Raw genomic sequence first — 16788 nt, 5'->3', positions numbered from 1 at the left:
GAAAAACTGCGCTTTTTTTTAATTAAATCTAAAAAGAAAAATATGCCCGAAGGTCCATCGATATTGATATTAAAAGAAGAAGTGCAGCAGTTCTCTGGACAAAAAGTTATTGATGTTTCAGGAAACAGCAGTGCTGATATTCAGCGATTAAAGGATAAGAAAATCTTGTCATTCAAAACTTGGGGAAAACACTTTTTGATTTGTTTTGAAGATTTTACCGTCAAAATTCATATGCTGATGTTTGGCACGTACCGTGTGAACGAGCAAAAAGAGACAAAGCCAAGAATGCATTTGCAATTTGCTAACGGAGAAATTAATTTTTACACCTGTTCGATCAAGATCCTAGAAGGAGCGGTCAATCAATATTACGATTGGAGTGTTGATGTTCTAAACGAAAATTGGGACCCAAGTAAAGCAAAACAAAGTCTGGAGAAAATTCCGAATGAAATGATTTGTGATGCCATTTTAGATCAAAATATATTTTCAGGAGTAGGGAATATCATCAAGAATGAAGTTTTGTACCGCTGTTATATTCATCCCGAATCATTAGTTGGAAAAATTCCTTCTGAAAAGATTGATGAAATTATCTCGGAATGTTCCATTTATAGCTTTGAATTTTTGTATTGGAAAAAGAAATACGAGCTTAAAAAACATTGGCTTGCATACACAAAGACTCTTTGTCTACGATGTAATTTGCCTATCATTAGAAAACCGACAGGAAAAAGGAACCGCAGAAGTTTTTTCTGCACCAATTGCCAACAACTTCATATATGAAAAATCAAGTTTTAATAGGATGTTCCAGTTACAATAACCGTTTTTGGAAAGGTGTCTTCTATCCCGAAAACTTGCCTTCTTCAAAATGGTTTGATTATTACTCCCAGCATTTTGATACCTATGAGTTTAATGGGAGTTTTTATAAATTTCCGACCATAAGAATATTTCAAAATTGGTACAACAAAGCACCAGAAGGCTTTTTGTTTTCGGTCAAAGCGCCCAAAGAAATTACGCATATTCGAAAATTTGAAGCCTGCGAAGATTTACTAAATGACTTTTACAATTGTTGTAAAGAGGGACTTAAGGAAAAGCTGGCTTGTGTTTTGTTTCAATTTCCGCCAACTTATACTTTCACTTCGGAGCGATTACAGCATATTATTCAAAATTTGAATTTGGATTTCAAAAACGTAATCGAATTTCGACACGAAAGCTGGTGGAATCAAGAAGTTTGGAATTCATTTTTAGAAAACAATATTACGTTTTGCAGTGTCAGCCACCCAAAATTGCCTAGAACTATTTTTACTGATTTTCCGTTCGTTTACATACGTTTTCACGGTGTTCCAAAAATGTTTTATTCGAGTTATTCTTTTGATGAATTATTGGAAATCAAAAATGAAATTGCAGCAAAGCAAGGTTTTATTTATTTCAATAACACAGCGAGCGATGCTGGAATTTTAGATGCTTTAGAGATGAAACGGATTGTTTTTTAACCGCAAAGCACGCAAAGGTTTACGCAAGGCACGCAAAGTAAAAACAAATCTTTGTGAACACTGCGTAAACCTTTGCGTGCTTTGCGGTTAAGCTAAATCTTTATTCACCTGCAAATTCCCTTGAATACCGTCATCCATAGTTTTTCCAGTAATAAAAGCGGCGGTCATTTTAGCAATGGCAACCATTTTGCCGTGTTTATTGTTCCAATAATAACCATCTTCAGGAACGACTTTTATGACGCTTAAATTTGGATCGTCAATGCCTCCTGGCATCCAGATTTTTACAATTGGATCGTATAATTTTTTTATCGTTTCTCTATCGTAAGCAATCGTTGCTGATCCGTGAAGCGTTAAGAATTTATCATTTGGTTCAGAAAAAAATAATTCTACAGTTGGATTTAGAGTAATTTCGGCATTTTGACTGCTGTTTCGGTCTGATAAAAACCATAAATTCCCCAAGTCATCAATTTTCTGTACAGACATTGGTCTGGATTGCAAACGGTCATTGTTGTATGTGCAGAACATGCATATTTTTATGTTTTCTGCTAATTCTTGTATCTTGTTTACCGCATATTCTTCGGTAAGGTTTTTATGATCTCCCATGGCGCTTTGATTTAAATTGTAATAATTAATGTGCTGATATGTTTGTGTTTAAAAAATCAGCTAAACAAAGTTGAGGTTTTTGTGGTGGAAAGATTTATAGAATTATATTTTAAAATTATTACATTTCAATTCTTCTGTATTGTCAGAATATTTTTCTAAAATCTTGTAGGGCAATAAATTTATCTTATCTTTACGGAAAACCAGATTTAACCCGTCTCTACATGAACAATTTTACAATTTTCTATACCGATGATGATGAAGATGATTTAAGCATATTTGCAGATGCGGTTGATTCATTATCAAAAGAGGTTAACTTGCAGATGTTTTCTGGCGGAGAAAAATTGTTAAATACAATCCATAATTCTTCCCAAAAGCCAGATGTCCTTTTTTTAGACTTAAATATGCCTGGAAAAAATGGATTTGATGTACTTAAAGAATTAAAAGGTTCAACGGAAAATAGCGATATTCCGGTAGTTATTTTTTCAACCTCAAATGAACCTAGTATTATCGAAAAATGTTTGGTTTTAGGAGCCAATTTTTTCATTACAAAACCTGTTTTTATGAAAGATATTGTAAAAGCAATTGAGTTTGTTTTGAGCATCAATTGGCAGGAATTTGTGCCCGACCGAAAGACTTTTGTCTATAAAAATTAAATAGACAAGAAAAAACACCAAATTGATTTGCTAAAATGAATTTGGTGTTTTTTTATAATTCGGGCAAGAAAATTTTAAAAGTTGCTCCTTCACCTTTTTCGCTGTGTGCCTTGATTACGCCTTTGTGGTTTTCGACAATCTTTTTCACGATCGCTAATCCAATTCCGGTTCCTAAAAATTCACTTTCTGTATTCAATCTTTGGAAAACTTCAAAAATGCGTTCTTTATAAGCGTCGTCAAAACCAATTCCGTTGTCGGAAATCCTTAAGCAGAAATAGATTTTATCTGGATAATCGACTTTGAAATTCAATTTGTGGCCAACAACTCTGCGGGCTTTGATTTGAATTTGAGGAGGAACATCTTTTCGTGAAAATTTCAAAGCATTTCCAATCAAATTATGCAGTAATTGTCTGAATTGAAAAGGCATAACAGTTCCTTCGCCTAAAGGATGCAGATCAATAACTGCATTTTTCTCTTCAATTCGATCAGAAAAGTCCATGATTACTTCTTCGGCAATTTCGTCCAAATTTGTTTTGACAAAAGTTCGATCAGCTGAATTCGTTCGAGAATAGGTAAGGAGATCCTGAATTAGTGCTTGCATTCTTTTGGCCGAAAATTCAATTCGTTCCAAATATCCTTTGGCTTTTGCCGAAATGTTTTGTTCGCCCAAATCATTCAATCGACTGGCAAAAGTTTGGATTTTTCGAAGCGGTTCTTGTAAGTCATGGCTTGAGATATAAGCAAAAGATTGAAGTTCAATATTCATGTTGATCAAATCCTTGTTTTTGCTTTCCAATTCTTCGGTACGTTGCAAAACCTGTTTTTCTAAAATGTCGGTAGAATCTTTTTGTTCCTGAATATCGGTACTGGTTCCGACCCACATTTGGATTTTTCCATCAGTATCTTTTTGAGGAATTGCATGGCTGGCGTACCATCTGTATTTTCCATCATGACGCAAAAAACGATGTTCAAGTAAAAACTCTTTTCCTGTTTTTATCGAATCCATCCAGCGGTTTATGTTTTCTTCACGGTCATCAGGATGAATAATTTGAAGCCATCCGTTTTGGTTTATATTGATTTTTGATTTTCCAGAAAAATTATAAAGCGCTTGATTGAAATAATTTAGATTTCCCATTGCGTCGCTGGTCCAAACAAATTGCTGAATAGAATCGGCTAGAAGCCTGAATTTTTCTTCGCTTTTCATTAAAATTTCCTGATTGTTTTTTTCGTCGGTAACATCCATTACGATTCCCAGCATTTTTAACGGATTTTTTAATTCGTCAAAAAACATTTTTCCATGAACTCTAATCCAAGCCATTGAATGGTCGGGTTTGATAATTCGGGCTTCGTATTTATAAATATTAGTTTTTAGTGCTTTAGTGTAAGCTTTCTCGATTAATGGAAAATCGTCAGGATGTATTTGTTTTAAAATGTCGGCACGAATTATTTTTTTATTTTTATCTAAACCAAAAAGTGCTGCCATGTTATCCGAATAAATTAATTCCTGCGTAGGAACATTCAAATCCCAAGTTACAATTTCAGCAATTTCTGATGCAAGTCGAACTCGTTCTTCTGCGTCTTCCACTTTTTTTCTGGCTTCCACTTTGTCTGTAACATTGTTAACGGTAACCATTACAGCCGAAATTTCACCATTTGTTTCATAAAGGGGCGTGTATTGATAATCGAAATAGAATTTTTTCATTTCGCCAGTAACATCTATATAGGCAACCGACTCGTTTTCTCGAATAATTTTTCCATCTGTCAGGACTTCTCGCAATAATAAAGGATATTTCTGATTCAGTAATTCAGGAAAAACCTCTAAAGCTGGCCTGCCAATTACTTCACTTTCTTTTTTCTGCCAAATATCATTTAGCATCGTTGTATTGGCTAATTCTATAATATGATCTTCTCCCTTCACAAAAGTCATTGCAATTGGCGACTGCATCACTAGATTTCTAAAAGCTTTTTCTTGTTCGGCCAAAAGATGTTTGGTTCGTACAGATTCTGTAACTTCATAACCCACAACAATAACTCCGGAAACTTTTTGGTTTTCTTCTCTCAAAGGATGAAAAACAATATTAAAATAGCATTGTTCTTCTTTGTTGTAACGGTTTAAGGTAACTGGCAATTCATTTGTGGAAAACGGAATTCCTTCTTTATAAACCTTCGAGATTAAAGGATATATGGCCTCTTTGCTTTCTGGAACAGATGCAAAAACAGGTTTATGAAGTGTTTCTTCTTCTGTTTTATCAACAATTTGGTAATAAGTATCGTTTGCTAATTCGACAATTAAATCTTCGCCTTTCAGTATTGCAATTCCAAGAGGCACCTGCTGTACAATGTTTTTGAATTTTTTTTCGCTTTCTTCAATGATATTTCGAGCGTTTACTAGAAGCGTAACATCATTTGCAATGGCTACGATTCCAGAAATGGTTCCATCAGGTTCTTTCAAAGCTTCATAAACCACATTGATAAAAGTATTGACAACTTTGCCATTTCGGGTTAATTTTACCGGAAGTTCATTGGCAGTAAAGCGTTCGCCTGTTAGGTAAACTTTCATTAATAAATCTTCTAGACCCGCGCCTGCGGCTTCTGGAATAGCCTCAAAAACGGGTTTATTAAGTACTTGATGTTCTTCACGTTCCCAAATTTCGAGCATTAGCTTATTGGCAATTTCGACAACAAAATCTTTTCCTCTAAAAATGCACATAGCATTTGGTGTCTGTAGAATATTATTGCGATAACGTTCATTGCTTTCTTCAAGCCCTTTTCTAATATTTACTTTATCTGTTGTTTCGGTACAAACTACAAGAACACCTGAAATTGTACCGTCGTCATTCGTAACAGGGCTATAACTGAAAGTCCAATATACATCTTCAATTTTTCCGTTTCTGAATATTGGAACTAATTGATCTTCATGCCAAGTTGGTTCTCCATTGGTCAAAACCTGATCAATAAGTGGGCCGATGAAATCCCAAATTTCGGGCCAATATTCAGCTCCTTTTTTTCCTAAAATATCTGGATGTTTTCCTTCTTTTCCAAGACTCGGACGATAAGCGTCATTGTAAAAACAAATATGATCTGGTCCCCAAAACAAAAACATGGGAAATTTTGAATGCAAAAGAATTCCTAAGGTTGTACGAAGGCTTTGAGGCCAAGTTTCAACCGCCCCAACAGAGGTTTTGCTCCAATCTTTAGCGCGGGTTAGGGCACCCATTTCACCTCCATTTGAAAGAAAATCGTAATTTGTATTGTTCATTAAAATTCGTTTTTGCTGAGTTGAAAAATAAATTTTAGGTAATTAAATATAGTACTTTTTATGTTTTTTGTGATTTAAAATTAAAATTAATAAAAATTTCCAGCATTGAAAAAGGCCTTTTTTGAATGAGGTAATTTTAAAATCTATTGAGTTAATTTTATTTGAAGGGTATGATGAAATTTGATAAAAGTTAGATTGCAAAAAAGGTAATTCAAATTTGAAATCATGAAAAAAGAACAAAAACACGAAACCGATTATATACAGAAATATCAAGACGAAGGCTACACGGCTAATTTTTTATTTGACGAAGGCACGCTGATAGATTCTGATACAAAATATGCTTATCAGCCGGACGAAATTTATATTGTAGCCCATCATCGTTATGAAGGTATGAGCAATCCTGATGATATGTCCATTTTATATGTTATTGAAACAAAGGATCATATTAAAGGAACTCATTTATTAGGATATGGCCCTACAGCGGATTTAGACGAAGCGGAGTTTTTCAAAGATATTCCGAAGAAAAATTATTCGAAAAATGCTGATATCAGCGAACTTACTTAAGATAAAATAAATAGGTATTTTTATTTTGCTGAGGAGCAGTCGTTTCAGAGAATTCTGAGGCGGCTGTTTTTTCTTTTTTAAGGGACAATGGAACAGAGTAACAAAGTGACAAAGGCTTTGTTACTTTGTCCCTTTGCACCTTTGTCCCTAACAAAATAAAAATTATGAAATATCTGACTGAAATTCTGTAAAAGTTTGATTTGCAATATGTACGAAATTTGGATTATAGAAAATGAGGAAAATTATTCACTCATTATTATTTGACAAATCAAGTATTGACCGCTTAATAAAAAATCAAACCATAATGAAAAAACTATACTTAAATAATGGTGAATTTGATACTGTTTTTAATGATCTTAAAGATAGTTTTCATGGCACATTAAGTGCAAAAGACAATGACTATAATCTTGACATTAAATCAAAATGGACGAAAGGATCTATAAAAGGAACTCGTTTTGATGATAAGATTTTGTTTATGCATTTTGATTTGGTTTTTCATCAGGATGTAAGCTTGAGCATTGAAGCATTCCAGTCGGCGCCTGTGTTTTTTGTTTATTGCGAAAACGGAAATGTATGCCACAGTTTTGGAGCAAATGGCGAGAAAAAGATTTTGCATAAAAATCAATCAGCGGTTTTAAACAATTCGTCTGTTATTAATAGTGTTTTGTATTTCGAAAGCCATAAACGAATTCAATTTACATTATTGGGAATGCCAACAATTGAAAGCAAAAATGAACCTTTAGTTTCGCAGGTGAAGCAACATTTTACAAATGATTCTGGAAACTACATTTATATTGGAAAGGAGAATTCAAGAATTTCAAAAAAGATTCATCAATTCAAAACAATGCCAGAAAAAGGCTTAGTAGGAACGATTCTTAAAAAAAGCATTCTGAATCATATTGTAGAAATGGAGGTTGAGCAACATGCTTATAATTATTTGAAAACATTTGAGCCTATTGTTGACATTGCGGTAAAACAATTACATGAAATCAAAAGAATCTCGTCAATTAGTTTTTCAGATGCACTTGCGTCTATCAAGCTTTTTAGAGCAAAACATCATTGGTCATTCAAATTATACAACCAGAAATTAGCTAGCTAGCCAAGCATTATATATTATTAGAAGATTCTAAGTACAAAGATTCTGAGATTCTAAGTTTTTAAACTAGTATCTCAGAATTTTTTTTGAAGTTGAAATTCACTTATTAGCTTAGCCTCTTAAAGCCTCAGAACCTCATTCCTTTTCGAAGTAAATTATAAAGTAAATCATGATTAGATTTAAGCAAAAGGAAATGCTGTTTGTAATTATTATAGGAAGATCTTTTTTTAGAATTCCATAAATAATCCAAATGAAAATTCCGAAAGTAAGGATTCCGAAAGTTCGAAGCGAAATGTCTTTTACTTTCTTGGTTTTCCAAACCTTCAGAATCTGTGGAATTGTCGAAAACGTAATACAAGCTCCTGCGAAAAGTCCGATGATATCGAGGTAATTCATTTTTTGTAAATTAAGTTGCGCTAAAGAATAATCTCGCAAAGGCGAGAAGACGCAAAGTTTTTGTTTTTTAGGTTAAATGCTTAAAGTAAAACTTTGCATCTTAGTGACTTTGCGAGCCAAAAAACACAAAGAAAAAACGTAGCCCCGAAGCTTCGGGATAGCATCTCAGGCTCTCAGAACCTTAAAAAAAAACTAGCCGACCATTTCTCCGCCATTGATATGAATAAACTGTCCCGTAATATAACTGCTGTCTTCACAAGCCAAGAATACGTAAGCAGGAGCAACTTCAGAGGGTTGTCCAGCTCTTTCCATAGGATTGTCCTTTCCAAAATCTGAAATTTTATCAAAACTAGCCACGATTAAAGGAGTCCAGATTGGTCCAGGTGCAACGCCATTTACCCTAATTTTTCTTTTAGCAAGCATGGTCGATAATGACTTTGTAAAACTTACGATTGCGCCTTTTGTACTGGCATAATCGGCTAAATGTTCACTGCCGCGGTATGCCGTTACAGAACTTGTATTTACAATGGTGTCGTTTTCATTTAAAAAAGGCAAAACTGCTTTTGTGATATAGAAATACGGATAAATATTGGTTTCAAAAGTTTTTTTAAGTTGTGTCGCCGTTATTTTTTCTAATTCGCTTTGCGGAAATTGGACGGCAGCATTATTGACTAGAACATTGATTTTTTTAAATGTAGTAATACAATTTTTTACGGCACTTTTACAGAACTTTTCATCCTTCAAATCACCACTTATCAGCAAACATTGTTGGCCTTCTTTCTCAATTAATTCTTTTGTTTTCAAGGCATCTTTATCTTCTTTTAAATAAACAATCGCAATATTGGCGCCTTCTCGGGCAAAATGAACCGCCACACTTCGCCCAATGCCGCTGTCGCCGCCCGTTATAAAAGCAACTTTGCCCAAAAGTTTGCCGCTTCCGGTATAATTTTCTCTGATAATTTCGGGTTCTGGATGCATTAAATATTCATTTCCGGGAAGTTCCTGTTTTTGCTCAGGAAATGTTTTTCTCTTTTCCATAATAATTTAATTTAAAGCAATTTATGAGGTTTTTTGCAACTCTTTTGACTGAAATAATTATAAGATTGCCTCAAAAAAATGTGCTTTTTTATGTTAAAACATGGGAATTATGTAACGAATTAGATTTTCAATGAAAGAGCTTTTTAACTTTTCTTTATAAATTTGAAAGTTGCGGTAAAGCTGTTTGCAAAGTAAAATCAGATGCTTTTGAATAGCTCGCATAAAACATTTCAAACCAAAAACATTTAATTCATAACTTTTTATTCCCCCGCAAAGAATGGTATTAATTGTAGACGATATAAAGGCAAATATCATTGCCTTAAAGAAAACTTTGGAGCTGCATAATATTGATGTCGATTCTGCCGAATCTGGGGAAGAAGCACTGAGGAAGATTTTAAAAACAAATTATTGCCTCATTATTATGGATGTCCAAATGCCGGGCCTTGATGGCTTTGAGGTAGTGAAAATCCTTTCGGGAAATAAACGAACAAAAGATATTCCGGTTATATTTCTTTCGGCTTTAAATATCGAGAAAAAATACATTTTTAAAGGCTACGAAACTGGCGCCGTGGAATATATCACAAAGCCTGTAGATACTGATTTGCTGATGCTGAAGGTAAAAACCTTCATCAAGATTTATGAACAGCAAAATGAATTAAAAGGCATCAAGGATCTTCTTTCCAAAGAAATAAAAATCAGAAAAGAAGCGCAGGACAATCTCGAAATCAAAATTGCTGAACGAACTAAAGAATTGGTTTTAAAAAACGAAGAATTGGAGCTGAAAAACCATGAATTGCAGCAATTTGCCTGGGTAGTTTCGCATGATTTGAACGAGCCAATTCGAAAGATTCAAATCTTTATTAAAATCATAAAAGATCTTTATTTAACTACCGATGCGAAAGCAATTGATTACGTAGATCGAACAATAAAATCGGCTGAAAGAATGCAGACTTTAATTACTGATCTTTTGGCATATTCTCGATTGTCAGCTCAAGTTAAACCTGAAACTACTGATTTAAATGTTGTTTTACAAGAAGTATTATCCGATTTTGATTATTTGATTGACCGAAAAAATGCAATAGTAAAAACTTCGGAACTTCCAACAATTGACAGTATTCCGAGCCAATTGCGTCAGGTTTTTCAAAATCTTATCGGGAATGCTATTAAGTTTTCGGGTGGAAATGAACCACCATTGATTGAAATTACTTCAGAATTAATAGTCGAAAAATCTTTTGATAGTCCTACTTCTCCAGATGGCAAGTTTTGCAGAATCACGGTAAAAGACAACGGAATTGGATTTGACGAAATTTACCTGGACCGCATATTCATCATTTTCCAAAGTCTGAATGACCGCCAAACTTATGAAGGAACAGGAATTGGATTGGCGATTGCCAAAAAAATCATCGAAAAACATAACGGATTAATCACTGCGAAAAGCAAGGTAGGCAAGGGTGCGAGTTTTATAATTGTACTTCCTTTAAAATACGAGTAAAATATAAATTATATCTATGAAGAATAACTTTAAAAGAAATCTGCTAATCAGTTCTTTAGTTTCATTGTTAGTGCTTACAATAAGTTCTGTGGCTTCATTTATCAGCATCAAAAGTTTGCTGAATAGCAATTTTTGGGTGAATCATACACAAGAAGTAATTTATAACTTAAATGAAGGTTCTGCAATCATTACAGAGGCGCAAACCAGTATGCGTGGCTATCTAATTACAGGTGATGAGCAATTTGTTGAAAGATATCGCGATTCTGAATCCAGATCGAATAGTTATTTTGAAAAAGTAGAAGAACAAACTATTGACAATCCTTCACAGCAAAAGCACTTGGAAGAATTAAAAGTTCTTCGCGAGAATTTTTTCAAATACCTAAATAATCAGATTGTTAAAAAACGTTTGAACAAGGAAATATTGGTTTTTGATTTGAATGAAGGCAGGCAAATGATGAATCAAATGCGTGCATTGATTAAAAAGATTGAAACTACGGAGCAAGGACTTTTAGCAGAACGAAACGCAAATTCAGAGCGTTATGGAACCTACAGTTTAGTCTTGATTATCGTTGCTTTTTTGATTGCACTTATTATTTCGATTGTTTTCTTGTTCCGAATTTTGAAAGATTACAATGAGCGTTCTGCCTTACAACAAGAATTGGAGAAAAAAGATTTTGAAACCGCTCAAAGAATCGAAGCCATCAGTACGATTGCCAATAATATTTCAAATGGAAACTATGACATTCGCGTAGACGATACAAAAGCTGATGCACTTGGAAGTGTAGGCGAATCGTTAAATACGATGGGGGTTAATCTTAAAAGTTCGTTTGATTTGCTGTCACAAAAAGAATGGCTTCAAACAGGTATTGCCGAATTAAATAATACCATGCTTGGCGATAAAGCATTGGAAAAATTGGCAAAAGATGTTATCGAATTTTTATGCAATTATACCAACAGCAGTGCAGGAGTACTATATGTGATTGATGGAGAGGAACTTTTAGCTGCTGGTGGTTACAGCTATATACCGAGCAAAAACAGAGAACGCATAAGAAAAGGAGATGGCCTTATTGGACAAGCAATTTCGTCTCGCCAAATTTTGGAATTAAAGACTTTAACTTCAGACGATATCCAAATTAATTATGCGTTAGGGCAAATTAAGCCAACGCATATTGTGGCTTTGCCTTTGTTGGATAATAAAATTGAAGGTGCAATTGAGTTAGCGAGCATTTATGGATTTTCTGAACTGCATTTGGAGTTTTTAAGACTTGTTGCTAGTAATATCGGAATTGCGATCAGATCGACTCAAAATAGACGACGCGTAATGGAGTTGCTTGAAGAAACAAAATCGCAATCTGAAGAATTGCAGCAACAACATACCGAATTAGAAGCGATTAATGCTGAATTAGAAGCGCAAACGGAGAAATTACAAGCTTCTGAAGAAGAATTAAGAGTACAGCAAGAAGAATTGGAACAAACCAATGAAGAATTGTCGGAAAGAAGTGTTTTATTGGAAGAAAAAAACAATGAAATTCAGAAAAAATCTGAAGCTTTAGAGCTTACTACGCGTTATAAATCTGAGTTTTTGGCCAATATGTCGCATGAATTGAGAACGCCTTTAAATTCAATTCTTCTTTTAAGCCGTTTACTGTCTGAGAACAACAATAAAAGTATGAACAATGAAGAAGTTGAGTTTGCAAAAGTGATTCAGAGTTCAGGAAACAGTTTGTTGGGCTTGATTGATGAAATTCTAGATTTATCAAAAATAGAAGCTGGAAAAATGGAATTGGAATTCCTAGATGTTTCTACGAAAGAAATAACAGATACGCTTTGGAATTTATTCAACTTGGTTGCCAAAGAAAAAGGAATCGAATTCGAGATTATTTCGAAAGAAGCACCAATTGTCATCAAAACAGACAAAATGCGTTTGGAACAAATTCTGAAAAACCTGATTTCAAATGCTATTAAATTTACAGAAAAAGGAAAAGTTAGTCTTGAAATAAAAGTCGATACAGATGATGAAAAAATCATTTGTTTCATTGTAAAAGATACCGGAATTGGTATTCCGTTGGAAAAACAGCCACTTGTTTTTGAAGCGTTCCAACAAGCTGACGGATCGACAAAACGCAAATATGGCGGTACCGGTTTAGGATTGTCAATCAGTCGAGAATTAGCAAAATTATTAAAAGGCGAAATTGTACTTCATAGTAAAGTCAACGAAGGTAGTTCGTTTACCTTATGTCTTCCCGTTTTTGGCTCTGCTTATAACAAAGTGAATGTAGAGAAAATTCCACCAACTGATTTTACAGAAATTGAGCCTGAGCAAGAACAAGTTGTTGCCACAAAAAAATATATTAGCCCAGTAATTCCTGATGAAATTGAAGATGATCGTAATGCGGTAAAAGAAGGCGACAAAGTAATTTTAATTATTGAAGATGATGTCAATTTTGCCAAATCACTCTTGACTTTTGCTCATAAAAAAGGATATAAAGCCGTAGTTGCGGTTCGAGGAGATCATGCTTTGAATTTTGCATTATTGTATAAGCCAGTCGGAATTTTGTTGGATATTGAACTTCCTGTAAAAAGTGGATGGGAAGTTTTAGAAGAACTGAAAAACAATTTAGAGACGAAACATATTCCCGTGCATATTATGTCTTCGCATAAATTGAAACAAGAAAGTTTGTTGAAAGGCGCAGTAGACTTTTTAGACAAACCTGTTGCTTTTGATAAGATTCCAGAAGTGTTTTTGAGAATCGAACATATCATCAATAAAGAAGCGCAAAAAGTTTTGATTATTGAAGACAATCCAAAACACGCAAAAGCATTGGCTTTTTTCTTAGAAACGTATAATATTAATTCGGAAATAAAAAGTGAAGTTTCTGAGGGAATCCAAGCGTTAAATAAAACAGAAGTAGATTGTGTAATTCTCGATATGGGAATTCCAGACAAACAAGCGTACCAAATTTTGGATGGTGTAAAGAAAAATCCAGGTTTGGAAAAATTGCCAGTAATTGTGTTTACAGGAAAAAGCTTGTCGCTTAAAGAAGAGGTGAAAATTAAAAAATATGCCGATTCTATTATCGTAAAAACAGCGCATTCGTATCAAAGAATGCTTGATGAGGTTTCGCTTTTCTTGCATTTAGTAGAAGATAAAAAAGAAGGGAAAAACAAGAATGAAGGCCATAAAAAGCTAAATTTACTGAACAACATTCTGCATGAGAAAAAAGTGTTGATTGTTGACGATGATGTGCGTAATATTTATTCATTAACAAAAGCTTTGGAAGTTTTTAAAATGAATATAATTACAGCTTTTGACGGGAAAGAAGCGATCAAGATTTTGAATGAAAACGCTGATACAGATATTGTTTTATTGGATATGATGATGCCAAATATGGACGGATACGAAACTGCCGAAAAGATAAGAGCAAATCCTAAATTCCTTAATTTGCCATTGATTGCTGTTACAGCAAAGGCAATGACGGGAGACAGAGAAAAATGCATCAAAGCAGGAGCATCAGATTATATTACAAAACCTGTAGATGTGGATCAATTATTATCGTTATTGCGTGTTTGGTTATATGACAAGGTTTAAAATTAACGATTTCAATAAAGACCTAACAGATTTTTAAAACCTGTTAGGTCTAATAAATAATATCAAATGAGCAAAAAAAGACTTTTGATTATAGATGATGATTCTAGAAATATTTTTGCGTTAGAGAACACTTTACGAGCCAAATCATTTGATTGTCTGTCTTGTTTAAGTGCTGAAGATGCTTTAAAAATTTTAGAATCAGACGAAAATATTGATGCTGTTTTAATTGATATGATGATGCCTGAAATGGACGGCTATGAAGCGATTCCGTTGATAAAAGCAATTCCATCTAGGAAATCTACTTTTGTCGTCGCGGTGACCGCTCAAGCAATGAATGGAGATAAAGAAAAATGTTTAGAAGCTGGGGCAGATGACTATATTTCAAAACCGGTTGATGTTGATAAGTTACTGCTTGTTTTGAGCAAAATTTGAATAAAAATATGATTGAGGATATTGAGCTAGAAACACTTATCAATGAGGTTTACGAATATTATGGATTTGATTTTGGAAGTTATTCGCGTGCTTCGCTGAAAAGACGGGTAAACCGAATTTTTCAGTTGGATGGATTTACAGATTTCACTGAATTTCTTTCAAAGGTTCGTTCAGATTCAGAATATTACAAGAGAATGGTTGATGAAATTACGGTAAATGTTACTGAGATGTTTCGCGATCCGTCATTTTATAATGTGCTCAGAAAAGAAATTCTGCCATTATTGGGTACAAAACCTTTTATCCGTTTATGGCACGCTGGCTGTTCTACAGGCGAAGAAGTATATTCTATGGCCATCATGCTCAAAGAAGCCGGACTTTTGCATAAATCCTTAATTTATGCAACCGACATTAATGCAACAGTTTTAGAAACTGCAAAAAAAGGAATTTTCCCGCTCAGAATGATGAAAGAATACTCTCAAAACTATCGTGATGCCGGCGGTCAGGAAGATTTTTCAAATTATTATACAGCCAATTACGGAATTGCAAAGTTTAATGAAGAGCTGGCAGAAAAAATGGTCTTTTCACAGCATAATCTCGTTTCAGATACTTCCTTCAATGAATTTGATATGATTTTGTGCCGTAATGTTTTGATTTATTTTGATGCTGATTTGCAAAAACGTGTCATCAATCTTTTTGATGAAAGTCTAGCCGTTCTCGGATTTTTGGCTTTAGGCACAAAAGAAACCATAAAATATTCTATAGCTCCAGGCAAGTACAAACAATTGGATAAAGATAAAATATGGAGGAAATTAAAATAATATCAGATTGTAAAGTGGTTATTATTGGCGGCTCTGCGGGAAGTTTGAACGCTTTGATGCAGATTTTGCCCGAATTGATAAAACTCAACGATTTTGCGCTTGTAATTGTGTTGCATCGAAAAAGTACCGATGATCAAACTTTAGAAGATTTAATAAGCCTGAAATCAAATATAGAAGTAAAACCAGTTGAGGACAAAGTGCCATTGTTACCCGGATTTATTTACATCGCGCCATCCAATTATCATTTATTGTTCGAAAAAGAAGAAATTCTGGCTTTAGATACATCAGAGAAAATTAATTACAGCCGTCCAAGTATTGATGTTTCTTTTGAATCGGCTGCAGAAATTTATGGATCTTCCTTAGTCGGAATTTTATTGTCAGGCTCAAATGCTGATGGAACCGAAGGCTTGAAAGCCATAAAAGCATCGGGCGGTATTATCGCGGTTCAAAATCCGCTTTCTGCCGAAATGCCTTTCATGCCTAATAATGCCATATTATATACTAGTCCTGATTTCATTTTGCATACGCAAGAAATCCTTCATTTTATTGCTTCGATAAATTCTTAAAGAATTTAATTTTTAGGTTTTGGAGCCTCTTCTTCTGGTAAAATTACACGATTTAGTTCTTCAGCTTCTTTGGCTCTTTTTTGCGCTGCTTTTCCTTTTCCAATAGGAATTCCTGCCGTAATATACCAAGATCTGTTGAATTGATTATTTGGACCGTCGCCTTTCATTACGGTAACTAAGCCGTAATAATATTGCACGGTAAAATTAAGTCCGTTTCCAACATTCAAATGATAGCCAAGACCTGCTGCAAGCCCAGCATCAATAACATGAATTTGATCGCGGATGTTCTTTTTGTAAACCACATCGTTGTCATCAATTTCATTTTTAAATTCATCAAAAGCTTTAGCCAACAGTCCAAATTGAGGTCCGGCTTTTACATAAATATTATTTTTGAATTGATACTTGATTAGAATGGGAACATTGAAATAACGAATTTCACGATTCACACTTCCGCCTACAAAAGTATTGTCAAGGGTTTCGTTGTTTAAAGAATAAACCGGAATGCTTTGCGCTCCCATAGGCGATTTTACAATAACTCCAGTATTGATCATCCATGCTGGATTTTTTCTTGATCGAAGATCAAAATAAAAACCAAGATTAAAACCTGGATTTGTTGCAGAAGATTCCATATTTGAAATCGTAGAGAAATTCACACCTCCCTCTAATCCAAATTCTAAAAACTCTGAGTTGAGCTTATCTCCAAAAATCAAGGAAATCAATACTTGAGATTGCGCCGATGTAATACAAAAGAAAGTGATGACGATGAATAAACTTTTTTTCATATAAAAAGGGGATGAA

15 protein-coding genes are annotated in these 16788 nt (G+C 34.1%); 10 read left to right on the top strand and 5 right to left on the bottom strand.

Annotated features, from left to right (window positions below; all coding sequences use genetic code 11):
* The first annotated feature begins 42 nt into the window (after nucleotides 1-42).
* Both AAYQ19_RS01380 and AAYQ19_RS01375 read left to right on the top strand, forming a co-directional pair.
* The gene (locus AAYQ19_RS01380) at nucleotides 43-774 is read left to right on the top strand and encodes a DNA-formamidopyrimidine glycosylase family protein (RefSeq protein WP_343533072.1); all 732 of its coding nucleotides are present in this window, start codon (nucleotides 43-45) and stop codon (nucleotides 772-774) included.
* Nucleotides 771-1484 carry a DUF72 domain-containing protein gene (locus tag AAYQ19_RS01375; RefSeq protein WP_343533070.1) on the top strand — a complete coding sequence of 238 codons (714 nt, stop codon included), beginning with the start codon at nucleotides 771-773 and terminating at the stop codon, nucleotides 1482-1484. The genes AAYQ19_RS01380 and AAYQ19_RS01375 overlap by 4 nt, the downstream gene beginning before the upstream one ends.
* A gap of 87 nt (nucleotides 1485-1571) precedes the next feature.
* On the opposite strand, the gene AAYQ19_RS01370 is transcribed toward AAYQ19_RS01375, so the two are convergent.
* Nucleotides 1572-2087: a pyridoxamine 5'-phosphate oxidase family protein gene (locus AAYQ19_RS01370; protein WP_343533068.1), complete on the bottom strand. Its 516-nt coding sequence runs from the start codon at nucleotides 2085-2087 to the stop codon at nucleotides 1572-1574.
* Nucleotides 2088-2308: 221 nt separating this feature from the next.
* On the opposite strand from AAYQ19_RS01370, the gene AAYQ19_RS01365 reads away from it, so the two are divergent.
* Nucleotides 2309-2740 carry a response regulator gene (locus tag AAYQ19_RS01365; RefSeq protein ID WP_343533066.1) on the top strand — a complete coding sequence of 144 codons (432 nt, stop codon included), beginning with the start codon at nucleotides 2309-2311 and terminating at the stop codon, nucleotides 2738-2740.
* A 52-nt stretch (nucleotides 2741-2792) separates the two neighbouring features.
* Here AAYQ19_RS01365 and AAYQ19_RS01360 read toward each other — a convergent pair whose 3' ends face one another.
* Complete coding sequence (locus tag AAYQ19_RS01360) at nucleotides 2793-5999, bottom strand: PAS domain-containing protein (RefSeq protein WP_343533064.1); 3207 nt, start codon at nucleotides 5997-5999, stop codon at nucleotides 2793-2795.
* Nucleotides 6000-6224: 225 nt separating this feature from the next.
* Between AAYQ19_RS01360 and AAYQ19_RS01355 the strand changes: the two genes are divergently transcribed.
* A complete protein-coding gene (locus AAYQ19_RS01355) occupies nucleotides 6225-6563 on the top strand; it encodes a hypothetical protein (RefSeq protein WP_132991318.1) in 339 nt (112 codons plus the stop codon).
* A 304-nt stretch (nucleotides 6564-6867) separates the two neighbouring features.
* Nucleotides 6868-7662 carry a hypothetical protein gene (locus AAYQ19_RS01350; RefSeq protein ID WP_343533060.1) on the top strand — a complete coding sequence of 265 codons (795 nt, stop codon included), beginning with the start codon at nucleotides 6868-6870 and terminating at the stop codon, nucleotides 7660-7662.
* A 132-nt stretch (nucleotides 7663-7794) separates the two neighbouring features.
* On the opposite strand, the gene AAYQ19_RS01345 is transcribed toward AAYQ19_RS01350, so the two are convergent.
* Both AAYQ19_RS01345 and AAYQ19_RS01340 read right to left on the bottom strand, forming a co-directional pair.
* Complete coding sequence (locus AAYQ19_RS01345) at nucleotides 7795-8055, bottom strand: SWEET family sugar transporter (RefSeq protein WP_343533058.1); 261 nt, start codon at nucleotides 8053-8055, stop codon at nucleotides 7795-7797.
* Between the two features lie 192 nt (nucleotides 8056-8247).
* Nucleotides 8248-9093 (bottom strand): SDR family oxidoreductase, encoded by an 846-nt coding sequence (locus AAYQ19_RS01340; RefSeq protein ID WP_343533056.1) that lies wholly within the window; start codon nucleotides 9091-9093, stop codon nucleotides 8248-8250.
* 277 nt (nucleotides 9094-9370) lie between these two features.
* Between AAYQ19_RS01340 and AAYQ19_RS01335 the strand changes: the two genes are divergently transcribed.
* The 5 genes from AAYQ19_RS01335 to AAYQ19_RS01315 all read left to right on the top strand — a co-directional run bounded on the left by AAYQ19_RS01335 (nucleotide 9371) and on the right by AAYQ19_RS01315 (nucleotide 15990).
* Nucleotides 9371-10585, top strand: coding sequence for a hybrid sensor histidine kinase/response regulator (locus AAYQ19_RS01335; protein WP_343533054.1), 1215 nt, complete (start codon nucleotides 9371-9373; stop codon nucleotides 10583-10585).
* 16 nt (nucleotides 10586-10601) lie between these two features.
* Nucleotides 10602-14174, top strand: coding sequence for a response regulator (locus AAYQ19_RS01330; protein ID WP_343533052.1), 3573 nt, complete (start codon nucleotides 10602-10604; stop codon nucleotides 14172-14174).
* A gap of 66 nt (nucleotides 14175-14240) precedes the next feature.
* Nucleotides 14241-14606 carry a response regulator gene (locus tag AAYQ19_RS01325; protein ID WP_343533050.1) on the top strand — a complete coding sequence of 122 codons (366 nt, stop codon included), beginning with the start codon at nucleotides 14241-14243 and terminating at the stop codon, nucleotides 14604-14606.
* A gap of 8 nt (nucleotides 14607-14614) precedes the next feature.
* On the top strand, nucleotides 14615-15424 hold the full coding sequence (locus tag AAYQ19_RS01320) for a CheR family methyltransferase (protein ID WP_343533048.1): 810 nt from the start codon (nucleotides 14615-14617) through the stop codon (nucleotides 15422-15424).
* On the top strand, nucleotides 15406-15990 hold the full coding sequence (locus tag AAYQ19_RS01315; protein ID WP_343533046.1) for a chemotaxis protein CheB: 585 nt from the start codon (nucleotides 15406-15408) through the stop codon (nucleotides 15988-15990). The genes AAYQ19_RS01320 and AAYQ19_RS01315 overlap by 19 nt, the downstream gene beginning before the upstream one ends.
* Nucleotides 15991-15995: 5 nt before the next feature.
* On the opposite strand, the gene AAYQ19_RS01310 is transcribed toward AAYQ19_RS01315, so the two are convergent.
* Complete coding sequence (locus AAYQ19_RS01310; protein WP_343533044.1) at nucleotides 15996-16772, bottom strand: porin family protein; 777 nt, start codon at nucleotides 16770-16772, stop codon at nucleotides 15996-15998.
* Nucleotides 16773-16788: the final 16 nt, after the last annotated feature.

The sequence above is a fragment of the Flavobacterium mesophilum genome (assembly GCF_039581405.1).
Lineage (GTDB): Bacteria > Bacteroidota > Bacteroidia > Flavobacteriales > Flavobacteriaceae > Flavobacterium.
This window is presented reverse-complemented; position numbering and strand designations above follow the sequence as displayed.

What these genes read in the sequence shown, in the direction of transcription:
- AAYQ19_RS01335 (WP_343533054.1), top strand. Translation starts at nt 9,371, where the DNA reads ATGGTATTAATTGTAGACGATATAAAGGCAAATATCATTGCCTTAAAG.
- AAYQ19_RS01340 (WP_343533056.1), bottom strand. Translation starts at nt 9,093, where the DNA reads ATGGAAAAGAGAAAAACATTTCCTGAGCAAAAACAGGAACTTCCCGGA.
- AAYQ19_RS01330 (WP_343533052.1), top strand. Translation starts at nt 10,602, where the DNA reads ATGAAGAATAACTTTAAAAGAAATCTGCTAATCAGTTCTTTAGTTTCA.
- AAYQ19_RS01310 (WP_343533044.1), bottom strand. Translation starts at nt 16,772, where the DNA reads ATGAAAAAAAGTTTATTCATCGTCATCACTTTCTTTTGTATTACATCG.
- AAYQ19_RS01355 (WP_132991318.1), top strand. Translation starts at nt 6,225, where the DNA reads ATGAAAAAAGAACAAAAACACGAAACCGATTATATACAGAAATATCAA.
- AAYQ19_RS01370 (WP_343533068.1), bottom strand. Translation starts at nt 2,087, where the DNA reads ATGGGAGATCATAAAAACCTTACCGAAGAATATGCGGTAAACAAGATA.
- AAYQ19_RS01375 (WP_343533070.1), top strand. Translation starts at nt 771, where the DNA reads ATGAAAAATCAAGTTTTAATAGGATGTTCCAGTTACAATAACCGTTTT.
- AAYQ19_RS01360 (WP_343533064.1), bottom strand. Translation starts at nt 5,999, where the DNA reads ATGAACAATACAAATTACGATTTTCTTTCAAATGGAGGTGAAATGGGT.
- AAYQ19_RS01320 (WP_343533048.1), top strand. Translation starts at nt 14,615, where the DNA reads ATGATTGAGGATATTGAGCTAGAAACACTTATCAATGAGGTTTACGAA.
- AAYQ19_RS01350 (WP_343533060.1), top strand. Translation starts at nt 6,868, where the DNA reads ATGAAAAAACTATACTTAAATAATGGTGAATTTGATACTGTTTTTAAT.
- AAYQ19_RS01325 (WP_343533050.1), top strand. Translation starts at nt 14,241, where the DNA reads ATGAGCAAAAAAAGACTTTTGATTATAGATGATGATTCTAGAAATATT.
- AAYQ19_RS01345 (WP_343533058.1), bottom strand. Translation starts at nt 8,055, where the DNA reads ATGAATTACCTCGATATCATCGGACTTTTCGCAGGAGCTTGTATTACG.
- AAYQ19_RS01365 (WP_343533066.1), top strand. Translation starts at nt 2,309, where the DNA reads ATGAACAATTTTACAATTTTCTATACCGATGATGATGAAGATGATTTA.
- AAYQ19_RS01380 (WP_343533072.1), top strand. Translation starts at nt 43, where the DNA reads ATGCCCGAAGGTCCATCGATATTGATATTAAAAGAAGAAGTGCAGCAG.
- AAYQ19_RS01315 (WP_343533046.1), top strand. Translation starts at nt 15,406, where the DNA reads ATGGAGGAAATTAAAATAATATCAGATTGTAAAGTGGTTATTATTGGC.